Annotated in this window: 24 protein-coding genes, 1 other RNA gene and 1 riboswitch; of the genes, 5 read left to right on the top strand and 20 right to left on the bottom strand. The window is 60.3% G+C overall.

Annotated features, from left to right (window positions below):
• Positions 1-52: 52 nt before the first annotated feature.
• From ACPV0M_RS03610 to alaS, 14 genes are all read right to left on the bottom strand, one after another.
• Positions 53-283, bottom strand: coding sequence for a cation transporter (locus ACPV0M_RS03610; RefSeq protein ID WP_425621609.1), 231 nt, complete (start codon positions 281-283; stop codon positions 53-55).
• 6 nt (positions 284-289) lie between these two features.
• A complete protein-coding gene (gene trxA, locus ACPV0M_RS03605) occupies positions 290-610 on the bottom strand; it encodes a thioredoxin (protein ID WP_425621608.1) in 321 nt (106 codons plus the stop codon).
• Positions 611-673: 63 nt separating this feature from the next.
• Entirely contained in the window at positions 674-859 is a 186-nt protein-coding gene (locus tag ACPV0M_RS03600; protein WP_425621607.1) for an FmdB family zinc ribbon protein, read from the bottom strand.
• Between the two features lie 97 nt (positions 860-956).
• Positions 957-1739 (bottom strand): helix-turn-helix domain-containing protein, encoded by a 783-nt coding sequence (locus ACPV0M_RS03595; protein WP_425621606.1) that lies wholly within the window; start codon positions 1737-1739, stop codon positions 957-959.
• 115 nt (positions 1740-1854) lie between these two features.
• On the bottom strand, positions 1855-3543 hold the full coding sequence (locus tag ACPV0M_RS03590) for a peptidoglycan D,D-transpeptidase FtsI family protein (RefSeq protein ID WP_425621605.1): 1689 nt from the start codon (positions 3541-3543) through the stop codon (positions 1855-1857).
• A gap of 94 nt (positions 3544-3637) precedes the next feature.
• Positions 3638-4678: an endolytic transglycosylase MltG gene (gene mltG, locus ACPV0M_RS03585; RefSeq protein WP_425621604.1), complete on the bottom strand. Its 1041-nt coding sequence runs from the start codon at positions 4676-4678 to the stop codon at positions 3638-3640.
• A gap of 160 nt (positions 4679-4838) precedes the next feature.
• On the bottom strand, positions 4839-6275 hold the full coding sequence (locus ACPV0M_RS03580) for an ISLre2 family transposase (protein ID WP_425621603.1): 1437 nt from the start codon (positions 6273-6275) through the stop codon (positions 4839-4841).
• 144 nt (positions 6276-6419) lie between these two features.
• A complete protein-coding gene (locus tag ACPV0M_RS03575) occupies positions 6420-7148 on the bottom strand; it encodes a hypothetical protein (RefSeq protein ID WP_425621602.1) in 729 nt (242 codons plus the stop codon).
• Between the two features lie 161 nt (positions 7149-7309).
• Positions 7310-8764 carry a VanW family protein gene (locus tag ACPV0M_RS03570; RefSeq protein ID WP_425621601.1) on the bottom strand — a complete coding sequence of 485 codons (1455 nt, stop codon included), beginning with the start codon at positions 8762-8764 and terminating at the stop codon, positions 7310-7312.
• Between the two features lie 335 nt (positions 8765-9099).
• Positions 9100-9360, bottom strand: a complete 261-nt coding sequence (locus ACPV0M_RS03565; protein WP_425621600.1) for a DUF1292 domain-containing protein — start codon at positions 9358-9360, stop codon at positions 9100-9102.
• 28 nt (positions 9361-9388) lie between these two features.
• Positions 9389-9844, bottom strand: coding sequence for a Holliday junction resolvase RuvX (gene ruvX, locus ACPV0M_RS03560; protein WP_425621599.1), 456 nt, complete (start codon positions 9842-9844; stop codon positions 9389-9391).
• 1 nt (position 9845) lies between these two features.
• On the bottom strand, positions 9846-10793 hold the full coding sequence (locus ACPV0M_RS03555) for an aldo/keto reductase (protein ID WP_425621598.1): 948 nt from the start codon (positions 10791-10793) through the stop codon (positions 9846-9848).
• 37 nt (positions 10794-10830) lie between these two features.
• Positions 10831-11106 carry an IreB family regulatory phosphoprotein gene (locus tag ACPV0M_RS03550; protein ID WP_425621597.1) on the bottom strand — a complete coding sequence of 92 codons (276 nt, stop codon included), beginning with the start codon at positions 11104-11106 and terminating at the stop codon, positions 10831-10833.
• Positions 11107-11200: 94 nt separating this feature from the next.
• Positions 11201-13831, bottom strand: coding sequence for an alanine--tRNA ligase (alaS, locus tag ACPV0M_RS03545; protein WP_425621596.1), 2631 nt, complete (start codon positions 13829-13831; stop codon positions 11201-11203).
• 255 nt (positions 13832-14086) lie between these two features.
• Positions 14087-14204: riboswitch (SAM riboswitch) on the top strand.
• A gap of 79 nt (positions 14205-14283) precedes the next feature.
• Between alaS and ACPV0M_RS03540 the strand changes: the two genes are divergently transcribed.
• Genes ACPV0M_RS03540 through ACPV0M_RS03530 form a run of 3 tightly spaced genes read left to right on the top strand, consistent with a single transcriptional unit; the run spans position 14284 to position 16646 of the window.
• Positions 14284-15495, top strand: a complete 1212-nt coding sequence (locus ACPV0M_RS03540; protein ID WP_425621595.1) for a homocysteine biosynthesis protein — start codon at positions 14284-14286, stop codon at positions 15493-15495.
• A 7-nt stretch (positions 15496-15502) separates the two neighbouring features.
• Positions 15503-15904, top strand: coding sequence for an NIL domain-containing protein (locus ACPV0M_RS03535; RefSeq protein ID WP_425621594.1), 402 nt, complete (start codon positions 15503-15505; stop codon positions 15902-15904).
• 1 nt (position 15905) lies between these two features.
• Entirely contained in the window at positions 15906-16646 is a 741-nt protein-coding gene (locus ACPV0M_RS03530) for a UPF0280 family protein (RefSeq protein WP_425621593.1), read from the top strand.
• Positions 16647-16737: 91 nt separating this feature from the next.
• Here ACPV0M_RS03530 and ACPV0M_RS03525 read toward each other — a convergent pair whose 3' ends face one another.
• The 4 genes from ACPV0M_RS03525 to nifS form a co-directional block, all read right to left on the bottom strand.
• On the bottom strand, positions 16738-16911 hold the full coding sequence (locus ACPV0M_RS03525) for a hypothetical protein (protein ID WP_425621592.1): 174 nt from the start codon (positions 16909-16911) through the stop codon (positions 16738-16740).
• 117 nt (positions 16912-17028) lie between these two features.
• Positions 17029-18087, bottom strand: coding sequence for a tRNA 2-thiouridine(34) synthase MnmA (gene mnmA, locus ACPV0M_RS03520; RefSeq protein ID WP_425621591.1), 1059 nt, complete (start codon positions 18085-18087; stop codon positions 17029-17031).
• On the bottom strand, positions 18059-18430 hold the full coding sequence (gene nifU, locus ACPV0M_RS03515; RefSeq protein WP_425622114.1) for a Fe-S cluster assembly scaffold protein NifU: 372 nt from the start codon (positions 18428-18430) through the stop codon (positions 18059-18061). The genes mnmA and nifU overlap by 29 nt, the downstream gene beginning before the upstream one ends.
• Before the next feature lie 22 nt (positions 18431-18452).
• Complete coding sequence (nifS, locus tag ACPV0M_RS03510; protein ID WP_425621590.1) at positions 18453-19610, bottom strand: cysteine desulfurase NifS; 1158 nt, start codon at positions 19608-19610, stop codon at positions 18453-18455.
• Between the two features lie 263 nt (positions 19611-19873).
• Between nifS and ACPV0M_RS03505 the strand changes: the two genes are divergently transcribed.
• Positions 19874-21310 carry an ISLre2 family transposase gene (locus ACPV0M_RS03505; protein WP_425621589.1) on the top strand — a complete coding sequence of 479 codons (1437 nt, stop codon included), beginning with the start codon at positions 19874-19876 and terminating at the stop codon, positions 21308-21310.
• Between the two features lie 130 nt (positions 21311-21440).
• The gene (locus ACPV0M_RS03500; protein ID WP_425621588.1) at positions 21441-22196 is read left to right on the top strand and encodes an HAD family hydrolase; all 756 of its coding nucleotides are present in this window, start codon (positions 21441-21443) and stop codon (positions 22194-22196) included.
• A gap of 105 nt (positions 22197-22301) precedes the next feature.
• Here the strand turns inward: ACPV0M_RS03500 and ssrS are convergent.
• Positions 22302-22485, bottom strand: a non-coding RNA gene (gene ssrS, locus ACPV0M_RS03495) — 6S RNA.
• A 97-nt stretch (positions 22486-22582) separates the two neighbouring features.
• Positions 22583-24394, bottom strand: coding sequence for an aspartate--tRNA ligase (gene aspS / locus ACPV0M_RS03490; RefSeq protein WP_425621587.1), 1812 nt, complete (start codon positions 24392-24394; stop codon positions 22583-22585).
• Positions 24395-24401: the final 7 nt, after the last annotated feature.

Here is a 24401-nt window from a genome sequence, read left to right as displayed (position 1 = left end):
GTCGCAGGAGTTACAAGCACAAATAAGAAAAACGCTGCCGTCGAGCCGATGTTCAGATCGTTTTGTCCCGGACAGCGGCGACGTCGTACCCCGACCGGACGATGGCATCCCTGACAAGCCCGGCAACGGCCGGATCCCGCAGACGGACGACGACCTCCCCCGCAGGGAGGTTGACTTCCACCGCCGTCACTCCGTTAACGCTGCGGACGGCCTTCGCGACCGCGTTCTTGCAATGTTCGCAAGACATACCCTTAACGAGATAGCTCACTAAAGCCTCGTTCACATTCAACTACCCCAGTATCGTGTTGATTTTGTCCACGAGGGTGTCCTTGGCCACGTACCCCACTTCTTGTCCGACGACCTTTCCTTCCTTAAAGAAAAGCAGGGTGGGAATGCCCTTGATACCGAACTTGATGGCCAGTTCCCTGTTTTCGTCGACGTTGACCTTGCCCACTTTCATTTTGCCTTTGAACTCAACGGCCACCTGCTCAATAATAGGCGCGATGCTGCGGCAGGGTCCGCACCACGCCGCCCAGAAATCCAACAGCACAGGCTCCCGGCTCTGGAGAACTTCCTGCTCAAAATTGTTTTCGGTAATCTCGAGTGCCATCTGCAGAACCATCCTCCCAATTCTAAAAAGTTAGGGGAAACAACCGTCTCCCGTTTAAAACCTTCATCCGCTGGAACCGCTGCTGCTGCAAGTGTTCGCACCGCTAGAGCGCGGGGCAAAAAGCGAAAACTCCCGGCGGACGTTATCCGACAGACACTTGGGACACGTAACTCTGGCCCTTTCGGTTACGGGCAGCAAGACACTGAATTTATGCTCACAATTATTGCATTTGTATTCGTAAATCGGCATCGGGTTAACACCTTTCCCCCTGGTTCAAACTTCTTACTATTTTAATACAGAAGATTCCACCGGACAAGACCCAGCCGTCGAAAACGGAGCACGCCCGTCAGCCCGACGCGTTGCCACACCCCGACTGCTTGTACAACTGGATAAACTGCAGCACAAACTGGAGTTCGCTGCGGCTGAGGTTACACGCCATGTTCAAAATGGCCTGGACATTGGGGTGCATCAACAGCTCCCGCAGCTCGGGGTTCATCATGCTGAGCATCTGGTCAACGGCCCCGGGCTCCATGATGAAATAACAGGGAGTAACCCCCATGACCTGGGCCAGCTTTTCCAGGGTTTTCAGGGAAGGCTGAACTTTGCCCTGTTCGATCTGGCCGATCAGCCCGGCCGTGACCCCCGCCGCGCGCGCCAGCTGCGCCTGGGTCATTCCATATTCTTCACGCAGAGTTTTTAGTTTATGCCCCAGCGAACCCTCGTAGCTCATGAGGACGAGCGCCGAAACCCCGAGTTCCCTGGCGATTTGCTTCAGTGTCGCCAGCGAGGGGTAAACCGATCCCCGCTCGATTTCGCTGAGGTAGGAAGGCGAGATCCCGGCGGCGGAGGCCAGGTCATTCAAAGACATGCCCTTCTCCGTGCGGATCACCCTGATTTTCTCGCCGATGGAAAGGGCTCCGTCTTTGCCCGATCCCCCGTCCAGCAACCGCGCCTTGGAAACATTGAGGGCCGCAGCAAGTTTCTCGATGGTCTTCAGGGAAGGGCGCTTGGATTCCCGTTCGATTTCCGAAAGGTAGGAGAGAGACAGATGTGCCCGGCTGGCGAGTTCCTGGAGGGTGTAACCCCGCTCCTCACGCAGAAGACGGATCTGCTGCCCGCGAATAATCACGCTGATCACCCTCTAAATGAAGTGGCGAACCCAAAGGCGCATCAACAAGTTAATTATCTTCATTTTAATATAGTTGGGCTTTAGCGTAAATACGCTGGCACTAATACAGGCGCAGTTAAGGCAAACCGCCTTGCTCAATAATAGCCCGGGCTATTTCGCGGAACAGGGGCGCGGCCGTCTTTCCCCCGCTTTCCGCGTTCTCCGCCAGAACGACGATGGCAAACCGGGGTCTGTCGAGCGGAAAATATCCCGCAAACCAGCCGCTGGTCCGCGTGCCGTCGCCGACCTGAGCCGTTCCGGTCTTTCCGGCGCTTCCCGGTCCGGCTAGGTAACCGCCCCGGCCGTTGCCGGCCGTCGTTACCAGTGTCATGAGTTCCCTCAGCGTGGCGGCCGTGCCCGGGGACACCGCGCGCTTTCCTTGATCGGCTGTCACAATCCGCAGCACCGTGCCGCCCTGCCGGACTTCCCGGACCAGCCGGGGTACGCGGTACACCCCGTCGTTTGCGATAGCCGCCACCATTGACGCCACCTGCAGAGGCGTTACCAGTACGGGGCCCTGACCGACCGCAGCGTTGACGAGATTGTACGGCTCGGCGATCATGTCCAGGTCCTGACGGGGATCGGGCGGGTAGGGAAACCCCAGCAGCCGTTGCTCGCCTAAACCCAAGCGCCGGGCATACTCGATAATCCCGTCGGCCCCGAGCTTGAAAGCGACTTTGGCAAACGTGGGGTTGCACGAGTTAGCGAAGGCGTCGGCGAAGGTCAGCCTGCCGTGGCCTTCATCCTTCCAGCAGGCGATCAGCTGCTCGCCGCGCCCGGCGCAGATAAACTCGCTGTCGGGCCTTACAATTCCCCGTTCAAGAGCGGCGGCGGCAACGACCGTCTTAAAGACCGACCCGGGCTGGTAGAGCGCAAGCGCGTGATTGACAAAAGCCTCCGTTTCCTTTAAAGCCTCGCCGGGCCGGCGCGGGTCAAAAACCGGCCGCGAAGCCATGGCCAGGACGTCGCCGGTTTGAACGTCCATCACCACCACGGCGCCTGAAACCATATGACGGTCCAGGACATCCTCGACAGCCTGCTGGAATTCCCGGTCGATTGTCAGGATGAGGTCCCGGCGCCCTGTATCACGCTCTTTACCCTCCACGTACCCCAGACCCGGGAGCGGTTTCCCGCAGGCGTCGACGTAGCAGCGCGCCGTCTTCACCGGGTAAAGGCCCTTAAGATCCGGCTCGTAATATTTTTCGAGGCCGGACTTCCCCACAAGGTCGCCCAGGCGGTACGGCTTACCGTACTGCCGGAGGCTGTTTAACTCTTCGGTCGATGCGATGGGGCCGACGTAGCCGATGAGGTGCGAAGCCCGTTGGTTTTCCCCGTATCTGAGCACGACTTCGGCCACATACACTCCCGGCCGCCGGGAGGCCTGGATGAGCTTCTTCTGCCGGACATCAAGGTTGTACGGGAGGCAGCAGGCGCTTTCCAGGGCCGTCTCGACCTCCCCGCGCGGAACATCCAGGACGGCGGCCAGCTCTTCGGCTACCTTCGCCCTGTCTTCCAGGAGCTGAGGGATGACCACAATCCTGTCGGCTCTCTCGAACCCGGTCAGAGGCACACCGTTGCGGTCGAGGATGTTGCCCCGCGGCACCTCCTCCAGGGAAACGCTGACCGAGACCTGCCGGGCGTTGGCGGCGGCAAGCCGCTCGTGCTCGGCGATCTGGATGACGGACAGGCGCCAGACGAGCAGCGCCAGACAGGTCACAAGCCCCCATCCGAGCATGGCTATTCTTTTTTGAGAAAATCCGGACACAGAAAAACCTCGCAGTCAGCTATCTAGTTACTAATAGTGTGACCGGAGGTTTCTTCCAGTATCCGCATCAGGAGCGGAACACCGTCAAACAGTCTCAGCGGTACTTGCGGATGTTCTCGTTGTGCTCGGCGAGCGAACGGGCAAAGGCGTGGCTTCCGTCCGCCTTGGCGACGTAGTAAAGGTACGGGACCCTGGCGGGATGCACGGCGGCTTCAAGGGACGCCCGACCGGGGTTGGCGATAGGGCCGGGGGGCAACCCCACGACCCGGTAGGTATTGTACGGGGAGGCGACCTCGAGGTCCTTGTAGGTCACCTGCTCGGTGGCGGTCTTGCCGAGGGCGTACAGCACGGTGGCGTCGACCTGGAGCGGCATGCTCATGCGCAGGCGGTTATGGAGCACCCCGGAAATAACGGCCCGCTCGTGATCGATTTTGGCCTCGCGTTCGATCAAGGAAGCCAGTGTTACGGCCTGGTGAAAGGTGAGTCCGGCTTTGGCCGCCTCCTCATCAAGGTTGAGAAGCTCCGCCTCCCTGGCGAAACGTGAAAGCATCTGGTTGATGATGACCGTTTCCGTAACGTCCTTGCCGATGCTGTAAGTATCGGGGAAAAGGTAGCCCTCCAGGCGGCGCTCGCCCTCGGGCAGGCCTTTGACGAAGGCGATGCCGAAATCGTAATGGGCCGCCGCGTCCAGGAACCGTTCACGGTCGGCCAGGCCCTTTGCGGCGAGCAGATCGGCGATCTGCTCGGTATTGTAACCTTCAGGCACCGTGAATGAATGGAGCGTCCCCCGTCCGGCAACCAGCTGCACGATAATCTGAGGAACGGAATCGCCGGGGGAAAGGTCATACTCGCCGGCCCGCAACGACCCGTCGAGACCTTTATACCACGCATAGAGGCGAAAAGCCCCGGCGCTCCTGATGACATCCTTGTCGGCCAGCAGCCTGGCGATCTGGCCGCTCGTCACCCTGGGCGGGATCTCCACGCGCACCGTCGCCGTGCTGCCGGGAGCGGCCGGTCCCAGAGATGAAACCACGAACAGCCCGATAAGCCCTGTTGCAATCACGGAAAGAGCGAACAAAACAAGGGCCATGCGCAGCAGTTTGTCTTTGGTCACGGTATCGGTCAAAAACGGCACAACGGCAAGCTCCTCGGGCGTTCATCGGCTGTCGGCCGGAGCGCTGCAAAAAGCGACCGGCGTTGTTTGATTATACCATTTTCACGCCCGCCTTGGAAGCGCAACATCCCCTCCGGCCGTGTCAAGAGTTAGTAGGTAGACTCCCGTGGATTATTTTAGCTTACGCCGACAGTAAGGCCGGCAGAGAAGCCAATTGCCGCAAGACGTGTTTGACCCACGGTTCGCCGGCACAAGGGCCTTTGAGCGCCGGCATTTCTGCTCTGAGCCAGTTCTCCAGGTCCTCCCGTCTTAGCCTTTGCGGCTGCTCAATACCCCCAACGCGGATCACCTGCTCCAACAGCGGCGCATTCACGACGCCGTCAGACGCCGCATAAACCCTAAGTTCACCATTGGCACGGGCGGCCAGTAAACGAGCCATATGGTCTGCCCCGCGCGGAGTCCAGCGCGCTCCAATCCGTTTCATCCGCCGGGCCAGGGTGTGCCGTACCTGCCCCTCGATGGTGCCCAGCCTTTCCTCTTCCGGTAAAGTGCTGATCCCCTCCCAGTTGTCGATGAGGTATTGCTTCAGCTCTCGGATACGCTTCCGCGCCGCGCGCCCCCGAGCCTTCTTTAAGGCCCGATCCAAGACCGCCACGGTGGCCTCTTGATTCAACCTAGCAATGCAAGTGCTGACTTCGCCATAAATCTCTTCGCTGAAGGCCAGGGCCTCGGTCAAGCGCCGCCGGAGATGAAAGGGATCCAGGTGGTAGCTGGCCCCGGGGAAACAGGCCTTCCCCCCGTTCGCGATCCAGGGTGCTCCATCGCCTCCAATCCGTACTTGCGCTACTTTCTCTAAGGCCCACCGCTCGCCGAATACGGCGCTTGCCTCTTCCCAAATAGCTTCACCGTCGACCAGCCCGGCTACCGTCTGTCGCCCTTTTAAGGACCGGGGACACCCTTCTTTCCCTTCGTATCCCACCACCAGCTTGATCTCTCCGCCGCGTTCCCGGGTCCGTTGCTGTCTTACCCAGACGCCGTCGGCTTCGATGAACAGGGTGCGGATCTCTTTGCTCCCCGCCGGCACCGCGCCTTGTTCGAATATCGCGGCCCGTCGCAAGGCGCTGTGCTCAGCCGCACGTCGGCCGCTTTCTTGCACCCGCGACCAGATGGTCATGGCGCTGATCCCCGGCACTAAATAGCTGAGGATTTTCTCAGCCCGGCGAAAGGGCATCTCTGTCGCCAGTTCTACAGTCAGTTCGGTTATCCGCGGACTCATCCGTTGCCCCTCGGTTAACCCCAAGGCCTCGTCCAGGAGGAAACGGTAGTCGCCTGTCTCCGTATCCAGATACAAGCGCCTCTTCAATCTTAACTCGCCGAAGCTGGTGATCAGGGTCCGCTCACGGAACCCGACGCTCTTGTACTTCTTGGTGTCCCTCTGGGCGGCGAATGCCCCGTCGATCTCTTCCAATGCCGCACGAAAAAGCCTGAGAGCCGCCTCTTGCACTAAACGCTGCATTCTCTCTTCCAGCTCTCTTACGTTGGCAACCGACCGTAAAATCTCGAAGATCCCCTTCGCCAACAGAAGGACTACCTGCACGATAAGGCGAACTTTGATCACGAGACCTCTCACTCCTTGCCCGGGAGTCGGCTGCCCTCCGGGGCAGCCGCCAGAGGTCTCTTTTCTTCGTAACCCCTCTGGTTACCTACTAAAGTCTTACACTACCATCCCCTCCCGCTGCGGAACGCAGGCGGACCGCCGGGACTAATCGATAACCGTCCCCGCCGGCTGGTCGATGAGGACCATGGGTTCGATGAACCTCTTAACGACCTCATCGACGACCAGTTCCATATGCACCCCCTGCGTGGCCACCACCGGGATAATGGGCTTATAACGGTGGAACCGCTGGAGGAGCTTGACCGTGGTCGAGGTGACGCTGCGCGGCGTTTCATCCACTTTGGTCACGACCAGCACGTCGGCCTCGTCGAGCAGGATGTTCCCGGTGTCCATCAGAATCTCGCTCTTCATGTTCGCCGGCACCACGGAGACCAGCACGTCGGCGATCTGCCGGCTCTCGGGGGATTTATAGCCGTCGTTGATGCCGACGGCCTCGATCAGGGCCACGTCGGGGATGGTCGAAACCGGCGGGATGTCTTTTTGAGAGAGGTGGCCCAGTTCCAGGACCGAGCGTACCTTGTTCAGGTCGTCCAGTGCCCTGCGGGCCTGCAGGATCAGCTGGTTCTTCTCCTTGATCAGGTTTACGCAGTGCCTCAGCACGCGTTCGATATCCTCGGCCACGTCGCGCCCGCTCTCCGGTATAGCGATGGTGACGTAGTTCGGGTCGACCCCCTTGTAGTAGTAGGGTTTTTCATCCTGCACCCCGGAGCCGACGGCCAGCGGCTGGTATCCCCTGGCCCTTAACCCCTTGTAGAGTTCGCCGACGACGGTCGATTTCCCGGAATCGTTCCTTCCGGCGACCACGATCTTTTTCACGGCGGCACCTCCTTCTCCAGCCTTCTTCAGGAGTAACTAGTTAACTATATGCCGGTGTAGTCTCTTTATTAAAGAAACAATAAACAGCAACGAACCAGCAGAGGCTGTATGCAAACAAAAAAACAGGCCCTGCAAAAGGACCCGTTTCCCTGGTATTTGCTTTAGCGGTCGGGCTGCTCTCCCCCGGCGGCCGGCGGCTGTTCTCCATCGGGAGGCGGCAGCACCTCGGGAACCGGCATGTCGGCAGGAGGTGAAATGGTTGCGGGCTGCGCTTTGACACCAACGGCAATGATTTTGTCGAGCGGGTGATAATGACTCGAAGGAAGCTTCTCCTTCCGCAGCTTCCCGTTATCCCATACCCACCGTTCCGCTTCCGCCTTGTATCCCCGCAACCCCTGGCGTTTGACGACTTCTTTCCCCGCCTCCAGGTCGGGATCGTCCTCGCGGAGCACTTTGGGTTCAAAAGTCTGCGTCACCCAGCTCTTGATCTCCACGCGGCGGTTTTCCCGGACGTGGCCGAAGATCTTGATGGTCAGGTGGGATTTCCCTATTTCGGAGCGTACGTACACATACGTCGGATCAGGGTTCCTGAACTTGAAGTCGATATGCCCGTAAACCACCGTCGCGTCCCTGCCGATCGGGACGTAAGTTACGGGAAGGGAATGGTGCGAACGCTCCACGATCTCGAGTTTGGCGAGAAGGACGGCGTTGTAGAGCGTCGAGGACACCTGGCAGACCCCGCCGCCCATCCCGTCCTGGAACTGGTTTTCAATAATGATCGGCGCGTTGCGGTAACCATGCTCAAGGGAGCGCGGACCGACGATTTCGTTGAAGGAAACCGTTTCCCCCGGGGCAACCAGGAGGTTGTTGAGGGCCGAAGCGGCAACGCTGACGTTGTAGGAGCGGTCTACAAGCTTGGGGTCGAAATAGGTCGTGTACTCGGCGATCTTTCCGGTGATACCCATGGCCCTGACTTCGTCCTCGGTATGCCGGGGGGCAACGCGCACCAGGCGCACGGCCACCCTGCCGCCGCTCTTCCCCTGCGCCGTTGCCACGATATCCCGGTAGAGCCGGTCGAAATCAACCCGTAGGCCGTCCTGGCTGGGCACGATCTCCACCCGGTCGTTTTCGGTGATTGTGAAGCCGGCGTCGCGGGCCTCCCGCGTAAAGCCCCTTGCCAGCTGACCCACGATAAACTCCATCCGTTCCCTGTCGATCTCGGCGACCGTGCCGATCTCGCGGCCCTCTCGCTCCAGCCGTCGCCTTTCCAGCCACTGGCCTACGAAAAAGCCGCTTCTCCCGACCTTGAACGCGCGGTCCGCCATGCCTTCGGCGTCAAGGCGAAATCCGAGCTCCGCCAGGGTAACCGGCCAGCTGTAGCCATCCAGGACGAACGTTATGGGCGTCTCCCTCATCTCGGCCTCCAGGGCCCTGATCTTCGCCGCCGCCTCATCCCGGCTCATGCCCGACAGGCTGACGCCCCGTACGGTAACCCCCTCAAAAATTCTGCCTTCGTGCGCCTCGCTGGCGACCAGCCCCCAAAAGGCGCCAAAAAAAATAAACACGGCAACCAGAAGTCCAAGAATAACAAAAAAGATGTTCCTCTGGACGGTCACCGTGCTCCCTCCTCGGAGACAACTGAATGTGCACCATTAACTTTGAGGCGTGGCGCCTGACAGTGTGCCGGCAAAAAGCCAAAACAATGGTTTTGGCATAGGCGTCTGTAGGGTACGGCCGTGCTTTGGAAGTTATCCTGAGACTGCTCAAAAGCAAGCATGGCGCGGAAGGCGAAGCCGGCCAGCGCGGAGCGTACAGGGTGGTACGTGAGCACTGGGCGGCGAGCCTGACAAAGCCAGGCGCAGTTTTTCAGCGGTCTCCTGGCAGTACCAAAACATATTCGTGCCGGCCCCCCGTAAATCCTAGGAGGGCGTTGAAAAACCGCGCCGTCCTTTTAGTGCTCGCTTCCTACCTTTTCCTGCCAGGCGTCAGCGACTTTTTCCCACTCCTCGTCTTCGACGTCGATCAAAATCTCGTTACCCTCTTCGTCTTCCGCAAACTTAAAGATGACGACCTCGTCTTCCTGCTCGTCGTCGGCTACAGGGACCAGGATGGCGTATTCTTCGCCGTCAACCTCCAAAATGTCCAGCACGCTGAAATCGTGCTCTTCCCCGTCTTCATCCACCAGCGTAATGACCTCATCATCCGCGGCCATTTCATTCAACTCCTTTGCCAAGATATCCCTATTCTAGGGTACTGCACGGGGGCACGTCAAGGGACTCCGGGCGCTTTTCCCGGCAGCGCAGGTAGGAATCGAGAATAACGGCGGCCGCCATGGCGTCCACCACCTTCCTGCGCCGCGCCCGGCGGACATCGGCGTCGATCAGTATCTTTTCCACCTGCGCCGTACTTAATCTCTCATCCCACAGAATTATGGGCACCTTCACCGCTTTGCGGAGCTCCTCGACAAACTCCAGCACCTTCTGCGCCTGGGGCCCGATGGAACCGTCCAGTTTCTTGGGCAGGCCTACGACGACGCTTTCCACCTCACGGCTCGCGATTATCTCCGCGATGCGCCTGATGTCGTCGGCGGGCTTTCCGCGCACGATCGCGCCCTGGCCCTGGGCGGTGAGTCCCAGTTCGTCGCTCAGAGCCACCCCGATGCGCTTGTCTCCTACATCAAGTCCCAGTATACGCACCTCAAACCACCTTAATACAGAATTCAGGACAGGCTGCTGCGCAATAGCCACAAAAGCAGCACTTTGTGCGGTCCGCCAGCGCGCGCCCGCGCTCGATGCGCAAGGCCTCAAAGCGGCAGACTTTTACGCACTCCCCGCAGCCCCGGCACCACTCCTCGACATGAAGACGCCTGCCCGCCCGGCGAACGATCACCTTCAAGCCCTCGGGAACTTCCTGCCCGGAAAAGATCCTGGTGTTGTATTCGACTTCCACCATCGACTGCATGCCGACGGCAACGGCCGCCAGTTCGGGGATGGCCAGCACAGCCCTCAAGGCGTTTTCGGCGTCGCGGACCAGATGGCCGCCCGCGAGGGCCTTCATGCCGTAAATCCCTTTCCCGGCGCGCGCAGCCCTGCGAACAGCCGCGAGCATATCGTCGGACGAACCGCCCCGTATGCCTATGCCCGGCGGGTTGTACAGGGGGTGGATGACGTCGATGAGGTCTATCGCGCTCGCCGCCTCCACCGCCCCCACGTGATGGGTGGAGATGCCCACCGCGCGCACCAGCCCTTGCTGTTTAGCCTCCGCCAGGTACTCCAGGGCCTCCCAATGCCCGCGGATGTTGGCCGGCGACTCCATCTCGTGCAGCAAAAAAATATCCACGTAATCGCGGGAGAATTCCCGCAGGGCCCTATGCAGGCTGGCCTCCATACCCTTGCGCGTCCACGCGTAGGAGCGACCGACGACGACCACCGGTTCGCCCCAAGCACGCATCGCTTCGCCGACTACACGATAGGTCCCGTACAACTCGGCGCAGTCAAAGAAATTGACCCCGCGGCGCATCGCGTGCAGAAGGACGCGCCGGGCCTCTTCCGGAGGGAGGTTTGCCTGCAGGGGGCTTAGAGTAAGTGTCCCGAAACAAAGCCTGGAGACCCTGATACCCGTCCCGCCAAGCGTCGCGTATTCCATCAAAAACCCTTAAATCCTTTATAATCGTTATAAGACCCTACTTTCCAGTAGGGTCCTTGGCCGCCAGGTATGTTCTAAGTAACTCTTCCATCAGTTCGTCTCGTTCGACCCGCCGGATAAGGTTGCGTGCGTTCTGATGACTGGTGATGTAAGCCGGATCGCCCGAGATCAGATACCCCACCATCTGGTGAATAGGATTGTACCCCCTGTCCAGCAGGGCTCGATACACGGCAACCAGGATTTCTTCGACCTTGCTAGGCTCATCGGCGGGACGCTCGAATCTCACCGTCTCCTGCGAATGATCTGGGCTCATCACCACACCCCCACGCACCTTTAATATTAACTAAGCCTTAACCAATCTATTCGACCTCTTGCCTTATATTTCCTCTATATGCCTGAACATTACTTCAGGCGAGACGGCTATTAACGATAGCCCTCGCCTTATCCAGCGCCTCTTGCAGCCTGGCAGGGTTCTTGCCGCCGGCCTGGGCCATTTCCGGCTTGCCCCCCCCGCCGCCGCCCACGATGCCGGCGATCTCTTTGATGATTTGTCCGGCATGCAGCCCGCGGGAAGTGTGTTCCTTGGCCACGGCCGCGATCAGGTTGACCTTGTCGGCGCCGGCGGTTCCGAGGACAATGACCGCGGGGCCCAGGCGGTCGCGCAACAGGTCGACCAGGCCCCTGAGTTCAGGCATCTCCCTGGCCTTGACCTGGGCGACGAGTACCTTGACGCCGGCGACGTCCTCGACCTGGTTGATGATGTCCAGGACTTCATACGCCTGCAGCCGGTCGCGCAGTTGCTCGTTCTCCTTTTCAAGCTTCCTGACGTTCTGGAGCACCGTTTCCAGCCTGCCGACGACCTCGCGCACCGGCGCTTTGATCAGCCCCGCGATCTCGTTCAGCTGCTCGTCATGGGCCACCAGGTAGTCGAGCGCAGCCGGCCCCGTCATAGCCTCGATGCGGCGCAAGCCGGCGCCGACGCTGCCCTCGGTGATGATTTTAAAAAGACCTATTTCCGAGCTGTTCCGCACGTGCGTCCCGCCGCACAACTCCAGGCTGTAATCCCCGACCCGTACGACGCGGACAAGGTCCCCGTACTTCTCCCCGAACAAGGCCATCGCGCCCAAGGCTTGGGCCTCGTCGAAAGACACTATGTCGGTCTTGACCGGCAAATTCTGAAGCACGGCACTGTTGACACGCTTTTCGATCTCCTTCAGTTCCCGAGGGGCGAGGGCCTGGTAATGCGTAAAATCGAAGCGCAGGCGTTCGGGGGCCACCAGGGAACCGGCCTGGTTGGCGTGTTCGCCGACAATGTCCTTCAAAGCACGGTGCAACAGGTGGGTTGCGGTGTGATTCCGGCAGGTGTCCAACCGCCGCGCCTGGTCGATGTCCACATCCACCAGCGCCCCGGTCGCAAGGGTCCCTTCCTTAACCAGGACCTTGTGCACGAACAGGTCCTCCACCGGCTTTACACAACCCGTGATCTCGGCTTTCAGGCCGTCGCCGGTGATCCAGCCCGCGTCGCTCACCTGGCCCCCGGATTCGGCATAACACGGCGTGGTGTCGAGAACGACCTCAACCTCTGCGCCCTCCCCCGCCCGGTCAACCGGCTCGCCGTCGCTCAATATCGCAATCACCCTGGCGCGGGTGCTCAGCCGGTCATAGCCCACGAACTCCGTCGGGCCGTGCTTGTCCCGCAACTCCCGGTAAACAATGTCCCTCTCGCTGAGGTACTCCGTCTCCTGCCTGGCGCTGCGGGCCCTTTCGCGCTGTTCTTCAAGCGCTTTACTGAAATCCGCCTCGTCCACCTCCAGCCCGCTTTCGCCGCAGATCTCAACCGTGAGTTCAAGGGGAAACCCGTAGGTGTCGTATAGTTTAAAGGCCACGGCGCCGTCGAGCTTGTGCCCGCCGGACGCGACGGTCTGCGCGATGTGCCTGTTCAGAATGTCCACGCCCTGCACGAGCGTCTGGCGGAACCGCTCCTCCTCGCGCCTTACCACGCGCTGCACGTGCTCGGCCTGGGTAACGAGATAGGGATAGGCCTGCGCCATCTGCCCGATGACGGCGCCGGCCACGGAATCAAGGAACGGCGTCTCGCGGCCCAAAAGAAGCCCGAAGCGGGCCGCGCGGCGCAAAAGCCTTCTTATGACGTAGCCGCGCCCCTCGTTGGAAGGAAGGACACCGTCGGCGACCGCGAAGGTGATGGCCCGCGTGTGGTCGGCGATGACCTTCAGCGCTACGTCCGTCGAGTCGTTTTCTCTGTACCGCACCCCCAGCAGCTTCGCGGCATGGTCGATGATCTCCCTGAAGATGTCGGTGTCAAAGTTGGTCCGCACGTTTTGCAGCACGGCGGCGACGCGCTCCAGGCCCATTCCCGTATCAATGCCTTTGTTGGGCAGGGGTTCGTAATTCCCGGTTTCGTCCCGGAAAAACTGTATGAACACCAGGTTCCAGATCTCGAGATAGCGGTCGCAGTCGCAGCCCGGCCGGCATGCGGGGTTTCCGCAGCCCCGCTCCGGGCCCTGGTCGTAGTAAATCTCGGAGCAGGGTCCGCACGGCCCGACCCCGATCTCCCAGAAGTTCGTGTCCTTGCCGAGGCGCACGATGCGGTCGGCATTTACACCGACCTTCAGCCAATGCTCAAAAGCCTCGTCGTCGTCCAGGTAAATGGAGATCCAAAGCCTGCCGGCGTCCAGGCCCAGCTCGCGGGTCACGAATTCCCAGGCCCAGGGGATGGCCCTCTCCTTGAAATAGTCACCGAAAGAAAAGTTGCCGAGCATTTCAAAAAAGGTGTGGTGCCTGGCGGTCCGCCCCACGTTCTCGATGTCGGGCGTCCGCAGGCATTTCTGGCACGTGGCGGCCCGCTTAAACTCAGGCTTGGCCGCGCCCGTATAGTAAGGCTTAAACTGGACCATCCCGGCGGCGGTCCACAGGAGCGTCGGGTCATTCGCCGGAACCAGGGATGAGCTTGGTACCACCCGGTGATCACGTGCCGCAAAGTAGTCCAGGAAACGTTGCCGGATTTCGCTGCCCCGCATGCTCAAAAAACCCCCAAAAAAAGAGAATAGCCTCAAAAAAAAGGGGGTGATGAACCCCTAATTAGCCATAATTATACAGAGATTTAGGAAAAGGGTCAAGGAAGCGATTGGTACCGGCCCGTTTGACAGCGTCAACGGGTTATGGAAAGGTTGATCCGTTTTTTGCACAAAAACCTTGACAGGGTATACCGCCCCTGCTAAACTCTCTTCAATGAGACCTCGGCAAGGTCTCGACAACTGCATAACCTTGTGGGTCTCTTATCAAGAGAGGTGGAGGGACTGGCCCGATGAAGCCCGGCAACCGGTTGCGCGGCGCCCCGCCGTTCGACTAAGGTGCCAATTCCTGCAGGAGTTATCTTCTGGCAGATAAGAGGAAATCCGTAGCGGAATTCCGGCCTCTATCTGTAGAGGCTTTTGTTTTTCTTCACGTTCTAAGGGAGGTGTTGCATCACATGGCGGTTGAAAGGTCCTACGCGGAAATCAACGCCAGGATCAAGGCGGGCAAGGTTGTCGTCATCACCGCCGAGGAGGCGGTGGATCTCGTTCGCAGCAAGGGGGTGGCCCGGGCCGCCCGGGAGGTCGACGTGGTCACCACGGGGACCTTCAGTCCCATGTGCTCCTCCGGCGTTTACTTCAACTTCGGTCATTCAAAGCCCCGCGTTAGGGCAGACAAGATCTGGCTTAACAACGTTCCCTGCTACGGCGCGATAGCGGCCGTCGACGGCTTTTTGGGCGCCACCGCCCTGCCCGAGAACGACCCTGCAAACAGCAGCCACCCCGGGGAGTTCCGCTACGGCGGCGGGCACGTCATTCACGAGTTGGTTGGACGGCAAAAGATCAAGCTGCGCGCCACGGGCTACGGTACCGACTGTTACCCGGCGCGCGAGGTGGAGACATGGGTTACCATCGACGACCTTAACGAGGCTGTCCTCTTCAACCCGCGGAACGCGTACCAGAACTACAACGTCGCCGTCAACCTCGGCAACCGCACGATTTACACCTACATGGGCATCCTCAAGCCGAACCTGGGTAACGCCCATTACTCCACAAGCGGCCAGTTAAGCCCGCTGCTTAAAGACCCCTGGTTCCGGACCATCGGGATCGGTACCCGTATTTTTCTCGGCGGCGGCGTCGGCTACGTGGCATGGAACGGGACACAGCACTTCCCCTCGGTCTCGCCCGGCCCCGTCGAGGGTTCTATCTTCGCGGCGGGAGGAACCCTTACCGTGATCGGCGACCTGAAACAGATGCGGCCGGAGTGGCTGGTCGGAGCCAGCTTCCTGGGATACGGTGCCACCCTTTTCGTCGGCCTGGGCATCCCCATTCCCATCCTAAACGAGGAAATCATGTATTACGCCTCTCTGCCCGACGACAAGCTCTACGCGCCGGTAGTCGACTATTTTACCGCCTATCCGCAGCGGGAGCCCGGGAACCTGGGGCTGGTAAGCTACGCTGAACTTAAATCGGGGAAAATCACCGTTAACGGCAAGGAAGTCCCCACCGCCCCTTTGTCGAGCTATCCGAAGGCCGTCGTGATCGCCAAGACACTCAAGCAGTGGATCACCGAAGGCGGGTTCCTGCTGGCTGAACCGGTCGAGCTTCTCCCGTCCCCCGCAGCGGGGATCATGGGGAAGACGCTCGTAATACGCGGAGCAAAGGAGTGATTGCGGGATGCCCACTAAGAGGATCGTGCTTCGTTTCCCGGCCTCGGTGGCCGATCGGCCGATAATCTACTACCTCGTTAAAGATTACGGCTTGATCGTCAACATTCTTAAAGCCAACATCAACCCTCACAAAGAGGGAACAATGATTATGGAACTCGCGGGCGACGAGTGGGAACAGGGCTTGGAATACCTGAGGAGTTGCGGCATCGAGGTCCAGCCCCTGAGCGAGGAAATCACGCGCAACGAGAAACATTGCACCTCCTGCGGCTCCTGCACGGCGATCTGCCCGAGCGGGGCCCTTTATATCGAGCGTCCCTCCATGCAGGTGGCTTTCGACGGTGAGAAGTGTATCGTATGCCAGCTCTGCGTTAAAGCCTGCCCCGTGCGTGCTATGGAGGTCAAGTTCTGATTTGTCCTGGACACGGCGTTTCTATCGGGAACAGTTCGCGGAAAAGGATTTAACGTATTTCCAGGTCGTGGTCAAGGAAACCGACCTTTACGTCGGCGTCCTTCCGCAGCGTTTCAGCGAAGCGCTGGCGTTGGAAGTCAGGCATCTGGTTGCGGGCGCGAGGTCGGCTTTGGAAGAATACATCGCCCGCAACCCGGCTTTCCTTAAATCCCTGGAACCGCTCCCGGTCGATGCGGCCATGCCGTCAATGGCCAGGGAGATGGCCGTGGCTGCCGGCCTCGCGGGCGTGGGTCCGATGGCGGCGGTGGCGGGCGCCTTCAGCGACCTCGTCGGGCGGATGCTGATGAAACGCTCAAGGGATGTCGTCGTCGAAAACGGCGGCGACATCTACCTCAAGCGCAGCAAGCGGACGTCCGTGGGCATCTTCGCGGGGAACTCCCCCTTCAGCAACCGCATCGCCCTCGACCTAACCCCCGATCTCAGCCCCCTGGGCATTTGCACCTCGTCGGGCACCGTCGGCCCGTCCTTAAGCTTCGGGTGCGCCGACGCCGCCGTCATCCTCGCCGAGACGGCCACCCTGGCCGATGCGGTGGCCACAGCCACCGCCAACCGGGTACAGGACCCTGCGGACATTGAGCAGGCAGCTCAGTTCGCCGGCGGCGTCCCCGGCGTCCTCGGCGCCCTCGTCATCTGCGGCGACCGCCTGGCGGCCTGGGGTAAAGTCAAACTCCGCCCCCTGTAGCTCGACAAATACGACAAATATACGACAAATAAAAGAAGGAGCGCCAATACGGAACTCCCCCGATACACAGTTTAAGCCACTTAGAGCCAGGTTAGTACACTTCCACGTTGCGCGGGTCGAAGGGAACCAGCGTCCCGTCCTCGGTCATCTCAAACACCTGGACCCCTTCCTTGTTGATCCGGTATTCCAGGCAACAATCCCAGCAAAAGTACTGGTCGGCGCCGACCCTTCCGGTGGCGCGGCCGCCGCAAATGGGGCACTGCACGATAGCAAGCCTCCCTTTGGAATCTTAAGCCTATTATTCCCGAGAAGCCCGCTGATTACCCGGCCAAAATTGAAAGGTGGGATGTGGGAAGTTGGAAGCGGGAATACAGCGAGGTTCTTAACGGCCTTCCAGGATGGTCCCGCCGCCGATGACCCTCTCCCCGTCGTAGAAAACGGCCGCCTGCCCTGGCGTCACCGCCCTCTGCGGCTCGGCGAAAACGACCGTGGCCGTGTTGTCGTCCCCCGGGCGCACCTTGGCGGGGACAGCCGCGGCGTTGTAGCGGATTTGCACCCAGGCGGCGAACTCGGGACCCGGCGCCGCGCCGGCGATGTAACTGACGTCCCCGGCCACCAGCCCGCCCGCCTTCAACTCTTCCTGCCCGCCGACGATCAAGGCGTTTTCCTCCAGTGCAAAACCTATCACGTATGCCGGTTTTCCCAGGGCCACGCCAAGCCCTCTTCGCTGGCCTATAGTATAAAAAGCCAGCCCCTGGTGTCTCCCGACAACCCGCCCGGACGTCGTCTTGATCGGCCCGGGCACAAAGGCCTCCTCGCCGCACCGCTCCTTAAGGAAAGCCCGGTAGTCGTCGCCGGGGATAAAGCATATCTCCTGGCTCTCCGCGCGCAGAAAGGGGAGGCCCGCCTTTTCAGCCAGCCCGCGGACCTCTTCCTTTTTCATCAGGCCCAGAGGAAGAATCAGGCGCGCCAGCCTCGTCTGCGTCATATGGTAAAGCACGTAGCTTTGGTCCTTCGCCGGGTCGACGCCGCGCCACAATTCGTACTGACCTTTTTCGTTTCTATGGACCCTGGCGTAATGTCCCGTGGCGAAGAAGTCGGCGAATCCCAGGCTGAAATCCATCAACGCCCCGTACTTTATTTCCCGGTTGCAAACCACGCAGGGATTCGGCGTCAATCCCGCGCGATATCCCCCGATAAAGTACTGTACGACCTTCTCCTCGAACAGGGGAGCGATCCCGTCGGCCACGACGTGCTCGATGCCCAAGTGGGCGGCGACCCGCTTGGCCCCGTCCACCGCCGCGGGGCTGGTGGGCATGGTCACGCCTACCACCGAAAAACCTTTTTCAAGCAACAGCAGGGCCGTGACAGAACTGTCCACGCCCCCGCTCATCGCCACCGCTGCTCTGCTTTTAATGCCCATGCTTCTCCCGGTAATCATTAATGGCCGCCCGCAAGGCGCTCGCTGCGAGATTGGAACAGTGCACTTTCTTGGGCGGCAGGCCGTCGAGCGCCTCGACGACCTTATCCTCCGTCACCTCCAGCGCCTCGTCGATGGTCTTGCCTTTGACCATCTCGGTCAGGATGCTCGAGGTCGCAATCGCCGCCGCGCAGCCGAAGGTTTGGAACTTAACGTCCCTGATGCGGTCATCCTCGATCTTCAGATAGATCTTCGTGGCGTCGCCGCACGATTCGTTGATGACCTCGCCGATCCCGTCGGCGTCCGGCATTTCGCCAACGTTGCGCGGATGCTGGAAGTGTTCTATGACCTTGGCGCTGTAGATCACATCCTTCACTCTCCTCAAATCATTTAATCGGGGAAAGGGCCCTGAGCCTGTTCACCGTGTTGGTCAACACCTCGAGGAAGTAATCGACGTCTTCTTTCGTATTTTCCTTGCCCAGGCTGACCCTTATGGAGCAGCGCGCCACTTCGTCCGGGATGCCCATGGCCAGGAGAACGTGGGACGAAACCGACGACTCGGAACTGCAGGCCGATCCGCTCGAAACGGCGATACCGTTCAGGTCGAGGTCTAAAAGGAGCGCCTCCCCTTCTATCCCTTCGAAGCTGAAGTGGGCGCTGTTCGGCAGTCGTTTTCCGGGGTGACCGTTGATCCACACGCCCTTGAAGTTCTCTTTAACGTAACTGACCATCCGGTCCCGCAGGGTCTTCAGCGTCCGGGCTTCGTCGTCAAGGTTACTGACGGCCAGCTGGCAGGCCTCACCCAAGCCGATGATCCCCGGCACGTTCTCGGTGCCCGGCCGGCGCCGCCGTTCCTGTCCCCCTCCCCTGTTGACGGGGCTCCAGCGGCAGCCCCGGCGGATCCACAGCGCGCCCGCGCCCTTGGGGCCGTAAATCTTATGCGCCGAAATGCTCAGGAGATCGGCGTTCAGTTCGCGGACGTCCACCGGGATTTTGCCGAAACTCTGGACGGCATCGGTGTGAAAGACGATGTCCCGCTCCCTCGCCAAAAGACCGATCTCGCGGACGGGCTGGATCGTTCCGACCTCGTTGTTGGCGTGCATGACGGAAATGAGGATGGTGTCGGGCCTGATCTCCCCGGCCACTCGCCCGGGGTCGACCATGCCGTGGCGGTCCACGGGCACGACGGTGACCTCAAATCCCTCTTCGGCGAGCATTTCACAGGTGTCCAGAACGGCGTGGTGCTCCACCGCCGAAGTGATGATGTGCCTGCCGCGTTTCCTGTTGGCGTAAGCCGCCCCCCGGAGGGCGAGAAAATCGGCCTCCGTCCCTCCGCTGGTAAAGACGATCTCTTTCGGATCGGCGCCCAGGGCTTGGGCGACCTTCTCGCGAGCCTCCTCAACCCCGGCCCGGACCTCCCGCCCGTAAAGATGCAGGCTGGACGGGTTCCCGAATTTTTCGTGCAGGTAAGGCAGCATGGCCTGCACCACCGCCCGGTCCACGGGCGTGGTCGCGTTATGGTCAAGGTAAACCTTTCGCTTCAAGGCCTGTCCTCCTCAACTCTTGCCAGTGCGGATAGATTTTGCTGGCGCCAGTTTATCACCGGCCCCTTGAACTGTCAAATCCTGCCCGGCTGCAAACAGATACCACATCTAGTTTGCCCCGGTAGTATAAATTTTGCATTTGCCCAAAGGTTCCCGCGGTAGTGTAAGACTTTAGTAGGTAACCAGAGGGGTTACGAAGAAAAGAGACCTCTGGCGGCTGCCCCGGAGGGCAGCCGACTCCCGGGCAAGGAGTGAGAGGTCTCGTGATCAAAGTTCGCCTTATCGTGCAGGTAGTCCTTCTGTTGGCGAAGGGGATCTTCGAGATTTTACGGTCGGTTGCCAACGTAAGAGAGCTGGAAGAGAGAATGCAGCGTTTAGTGCAAGAGGCGGCTCTCAGGCTTTTTCGTGCGGCATTGGAAGAGATCGACGGGGCACTCGCCGCCCAGAGGGACACCAAGAAGTACAAGAGCGTCGGGTTCCGTGAGCGGACCCTGATCACCAGCTTCGGCGAGTTAAGATTGAAGAGGCGCTTGTATCTGGATACGGAGACAGGCGACTACCGTTTCCTCCTGGACGAGGCCTTGGGGTTAACCGAGGGGCAACGGATGAGTCCGCGGATAACCGAACTGACTGTAGAACTGGCGACAGAGATGCCCTTTCGCCGGGCTGAGAAAATCCTCAGCTATTTAGTGCCGGGGATCAGCGCCATGACCATCTGGTCGCGGGTGCAAGAAAGCGGCCGACGTGCGGCTGAGCACAGCGCCTTGCGACGGGCCGCGATATTCGAACAAGGCGCGGTGCCGGCGGGGAGCAAAGAGATCCGCACCCTGTTCATCGAAGCCGACGGCGTCTGGGTAAGACAGCAACGGACCCGGGAACGCGGCGGAGAGATCAAGCTGGTGGTGGGATACGAAGGGAAAGAAGGGTGTCCCCGGTCCTTAAAAGGGCGACAGACGGTAGCCGGGCTGGTCGACGGTGAAGCTATTTGGGAAGAGGCAAGCGCCGTATTCGGCGAGCGGTGGGCCTTAGAGAAAGTAGCGCAAGTACGGATTGGAGGCGATGGAGCACCCTGGATCGCGAACGGGGGGAAGGCCTGTTTCCCCGGGGCCAGCTACCACCTGGATCCCTTTCATCTCCGGCGGCGCTTGACCGAGGCCCTGGCCTTCAGCGAAGAGATTTATGGCGAAGTCAGCACTTGCATTGCTAGGTTGAATCAAGAGGCCACCGTGGCGGTCTTGGATCGGGCCTTAAAGAAGGCTCGGGGGCGCGCGGCGCGGAAGCGTATCCGAGAGCTGAAGCAATACCTCATCGACAACTGGGAGGGGATCAGCACTTTACCGGAAGAGGAAAGGCTGGGCACCATCGAGGGGCAGGTACGGCACACCCTGGCCCGGCGGATGAAACGGATTGGAGCGCGCTGGACTCCGCGCGGGGCAGACCATATGGCTCGTTTACTGGCCGCCCGTGCCAATGGTGAACTTAGGGTTTATGCGGCGTCTGACGGCGTCGTGAATGCGCCGCTGTTGGAGCAGGTGATCCGCGTTGGGGGTATTGAGCAGCCGCAAAGGCTAAGACGGGAGGACCTGGAGAACTGGCTCAGAGCAGAAATGCCGGCGCTCAAAGGCCCTTGTGCCGGCGAACCGTGGGTCAAACACGTCTTGCGGCAATTGGCTTCTCTGCCGGCCTTACTGTCGGCGTAAGCTAAAATAATCCACGGGAGTCTACCTACTAACTCTTGACACGGCCGGTTCCCGCCGCGCCTTTGAACGCCGGAACCCGACTGTGCTATTATAGTTACTGGCATGCGCTTTTTGGAAAGGGAGAGTTACATTGAACGGCGTTTACGTCATCGACGCCGACAACACGCTGTGGGACACTTACAGCGTGTTCGTCGGCGCCTACGCGGAAATGGTGAATTGCTTAAGATCCCTGGGGTGTTCTTTCGGGGACGTCTTCGACATCTCGACGATCCGCGTCATCGACTCTCACCTTTCGCGCACCCTGAGGGATTACGAATACGACTTCGCGCTGCTCGCCCTGGCGCTCGTCCACGTCGCCCGCGGAGCGGCGCCTCTCGACGCCGCCGCGGCGGTCCTTGCGGCCCCGCCCCGGAGCGGCGAGCTTTTGGTCGCCCGGGCGGCCGCCGACCGCTTTTATCTGTATTACCGTACCCACTATCCCCCGCTTTACGAGGAAACCGCCGAAACACTGGCCGCTTTGAAGCACCTGAACAACGTTCTCGTCCTCCACTCCGAGGGGCGGGAGGACCGCGTGAGGCGGGACCTGGCCAACCATTCGCTGGATCGATACTTCGATTACCTGCTGATCCAGACCAAATCGCGGCAATCCTTCGCACAGGCCTGTGCGGCGGGCGAGGCCTTCTACCGCTGGGTCAGCGACATCCCGCCTCCCGAGTATGTCGTTATCGGCGACTCCCCGCAGCGTGACATCGTGTTCGGCAACATGATCGGCGCCAAAACGATCTTGAAGCCCGGCGCCTTCTGGGGCAGCACCATCCCGGAAGATCCCTTGCATCAACCGGACTACGTCGTCAGTTCTCTTGACGAAATCCTGGCTTTGCGTTAAAGAAGGGACACTCGCAGAGTGTCCCTTTAAGCTTGATTTTTGATTTCGGGCGAACATAATACAGGCGCTCGTCGAGCGCCCGGATAAGTATTGTATCGGCACGAGGTAAACCCCACGATGCCGTGATTCGCCCGAAGTTCCTGAACCCTGCCTATGCAGGGGGGTGTCCTCCTGACTGCTTTTTGCTTCCTCAGTTTCTGAGGCCTGCAAGCCACAGCCAGAGCCCGGACTCCCAATGTGTTGGTGTTGGCTCAGAACTTAAGGGCTTACACGAACATTGCAGGGTTTTAATTTGCTATCACTATGCTAGCATGCCTGTCGTCCTTCGGCAAGTCTTAAAAGCCGGATACCTTTTCGGAGGTTATTTTTCACAACGCGGTCCCGGCCTATACAAGCCCGCCCGGCTTCTTCCCGGTGTGCGCGGTCTTGATCCACAGCTCGCGCAACTGTTCGTCCGATACCATGCCCGGGGCTTCCGTCATGAGGTCGGAGGCGCTCTGCGTTTTAGGGAAGGCGATAACGTCGCGGATGGTCGTCTTTCCGGCCAGCAGCATCACCAGACGGTCGAAGCCGAAGGCGATGCCCCCGTGCGGCGGCGGCCCGTATTCAAAGGCGGTAAGCAAGAAGCCGAACTTCTCGCGGGCCTCGTCAGCGGTGAGGCCTATCGTGGAGAAGACCCTTTCCTGTATGTCGCGGCGGTAGATGCGGATGCTCCCGCCTCCAACCTCCACGCCGTTGAGAACAAGGTCGTACGCCATGGCACGCACGCCGCTCGGCCGCGAGTCGAGCAGCGGGAGGTCTTCCTCGCGCGGAGCGGTAAACGGGTGGTGTACCGCAACCCAACGCCTTTCCTCCTGGTCGTACTCCAAGAGCGGGAAATCGACCACCCAGACGAAATTGAAGACCGACGGGTCGATAAGGCCCAGGCGCTCGGCGAAATGACGGCGCAGCGCGCTGAGCGCCGTATTGACGACGTCGGGCTGGTCGGCCACGAAGAGCAGGAGATCCCCTGTCTCCGCCTCAAGACGTCCGGTGACGGCGTCCATTTCAGAGGCGCTGAAGAACTTCGCTATCGGCGACTTCACCCCGTCAGGGGTCATCAGCAGGTAAGCCAAACCCTTGGCGCGCTGGCTGACGGCAAACGCCGTCAACTCGTCGATCTCCTTACGGCTCAAACCCGCCATCCCCGGGACGCGCAGCCCTTTCACCCGGCCTCCGGACTCAACCGCCGAGCGGAACACCTTGAAGCCGCAGCCCGCCGCGATGTCGGAAATATCTCTCAACTCCAGGCCGTAGCGCAGGTCGGGCTTGTCGCTGCCGTACCTCTCCATGGCTTCGGTGTAGGTGATCCTGGGAAACGGTGCCGTAACCTCAAGCCCGACGGTGTCCGCGCACAGGCGGCCGATCATTCCCTCGGTCAGGGAGATCACGTCCTCGATGTCCACAAACGACATCTCGATATCGATCTGTGTAAACTCCGGCTGCCTGTCGGCACGCAGATCTTCGTCGCGGAAACAGCGGACGATCTGGAAGTACCGCTCCAGGCCGGCGACCATAAGGAGCTGTTTGAACAACTGGGGGGATTGGGGCAGGGCGTAGAACCGTCCGGGATTCAACCGGCTGGGGACCAGAAAGTCACGCGCCCCTTCGGGAGTGCTCTTCGTAAGCATCGGTGTCTCGATCTCCAGGAAACCACGCTCGTCCAGGTACCGGCGCACGCTCATGGCCGCCCTGTGACGAAGGATCATCGCCTCCTGCATTTCCGGCCGCCGCAGGTCCAGGTACCGGTACTTCAGGCGCAAAGTTTCGTCGACCTCCACGCCGTTTTCAATGTAAAAAGGCGGGGTCTTGGACCGGTTCAAAATCAGGATTTCCCGTGCCTCCACCTCGATCCCGCCGGTGGGGAGGTTCGGGTTTTCGGTTCCCGGCGGGCGCCGCCGTACTCTTCCGCTAACCGCCAGGACGTACTCGGAGCGTACGGCTTCGGCCTTCGCAAAGGCTTCCGGCGCTTCTTCGGGACTGCATACCACCTGCACGATCCCGGACCTGTCCCGGAGGTCGATGAAGATCAGCCCGCCGTGGTCCCGCCGCCGCTGTGCCCATCCCATCAGCACGACAGCCTGTCCCGCGTCCGTTTCTCTTAAATCACCGCACCAGGACGTGCGTCTCAATCCGCCCATCGCCTCAAACTCTGCCATGCACGCT

This window comes from Desulfosceptrum tomskiensis, assembly GCF_049818055.1.
GTDB lineage: Bacteria > Bacillota > Desulfotomaculia > Desulfotomaculales > JASEER01 > JBFLVT01.
Note: the sequence above shows the minus strand (reverse complement) of the source record. Positions and strands in the feature narration are given on the sequence as shown.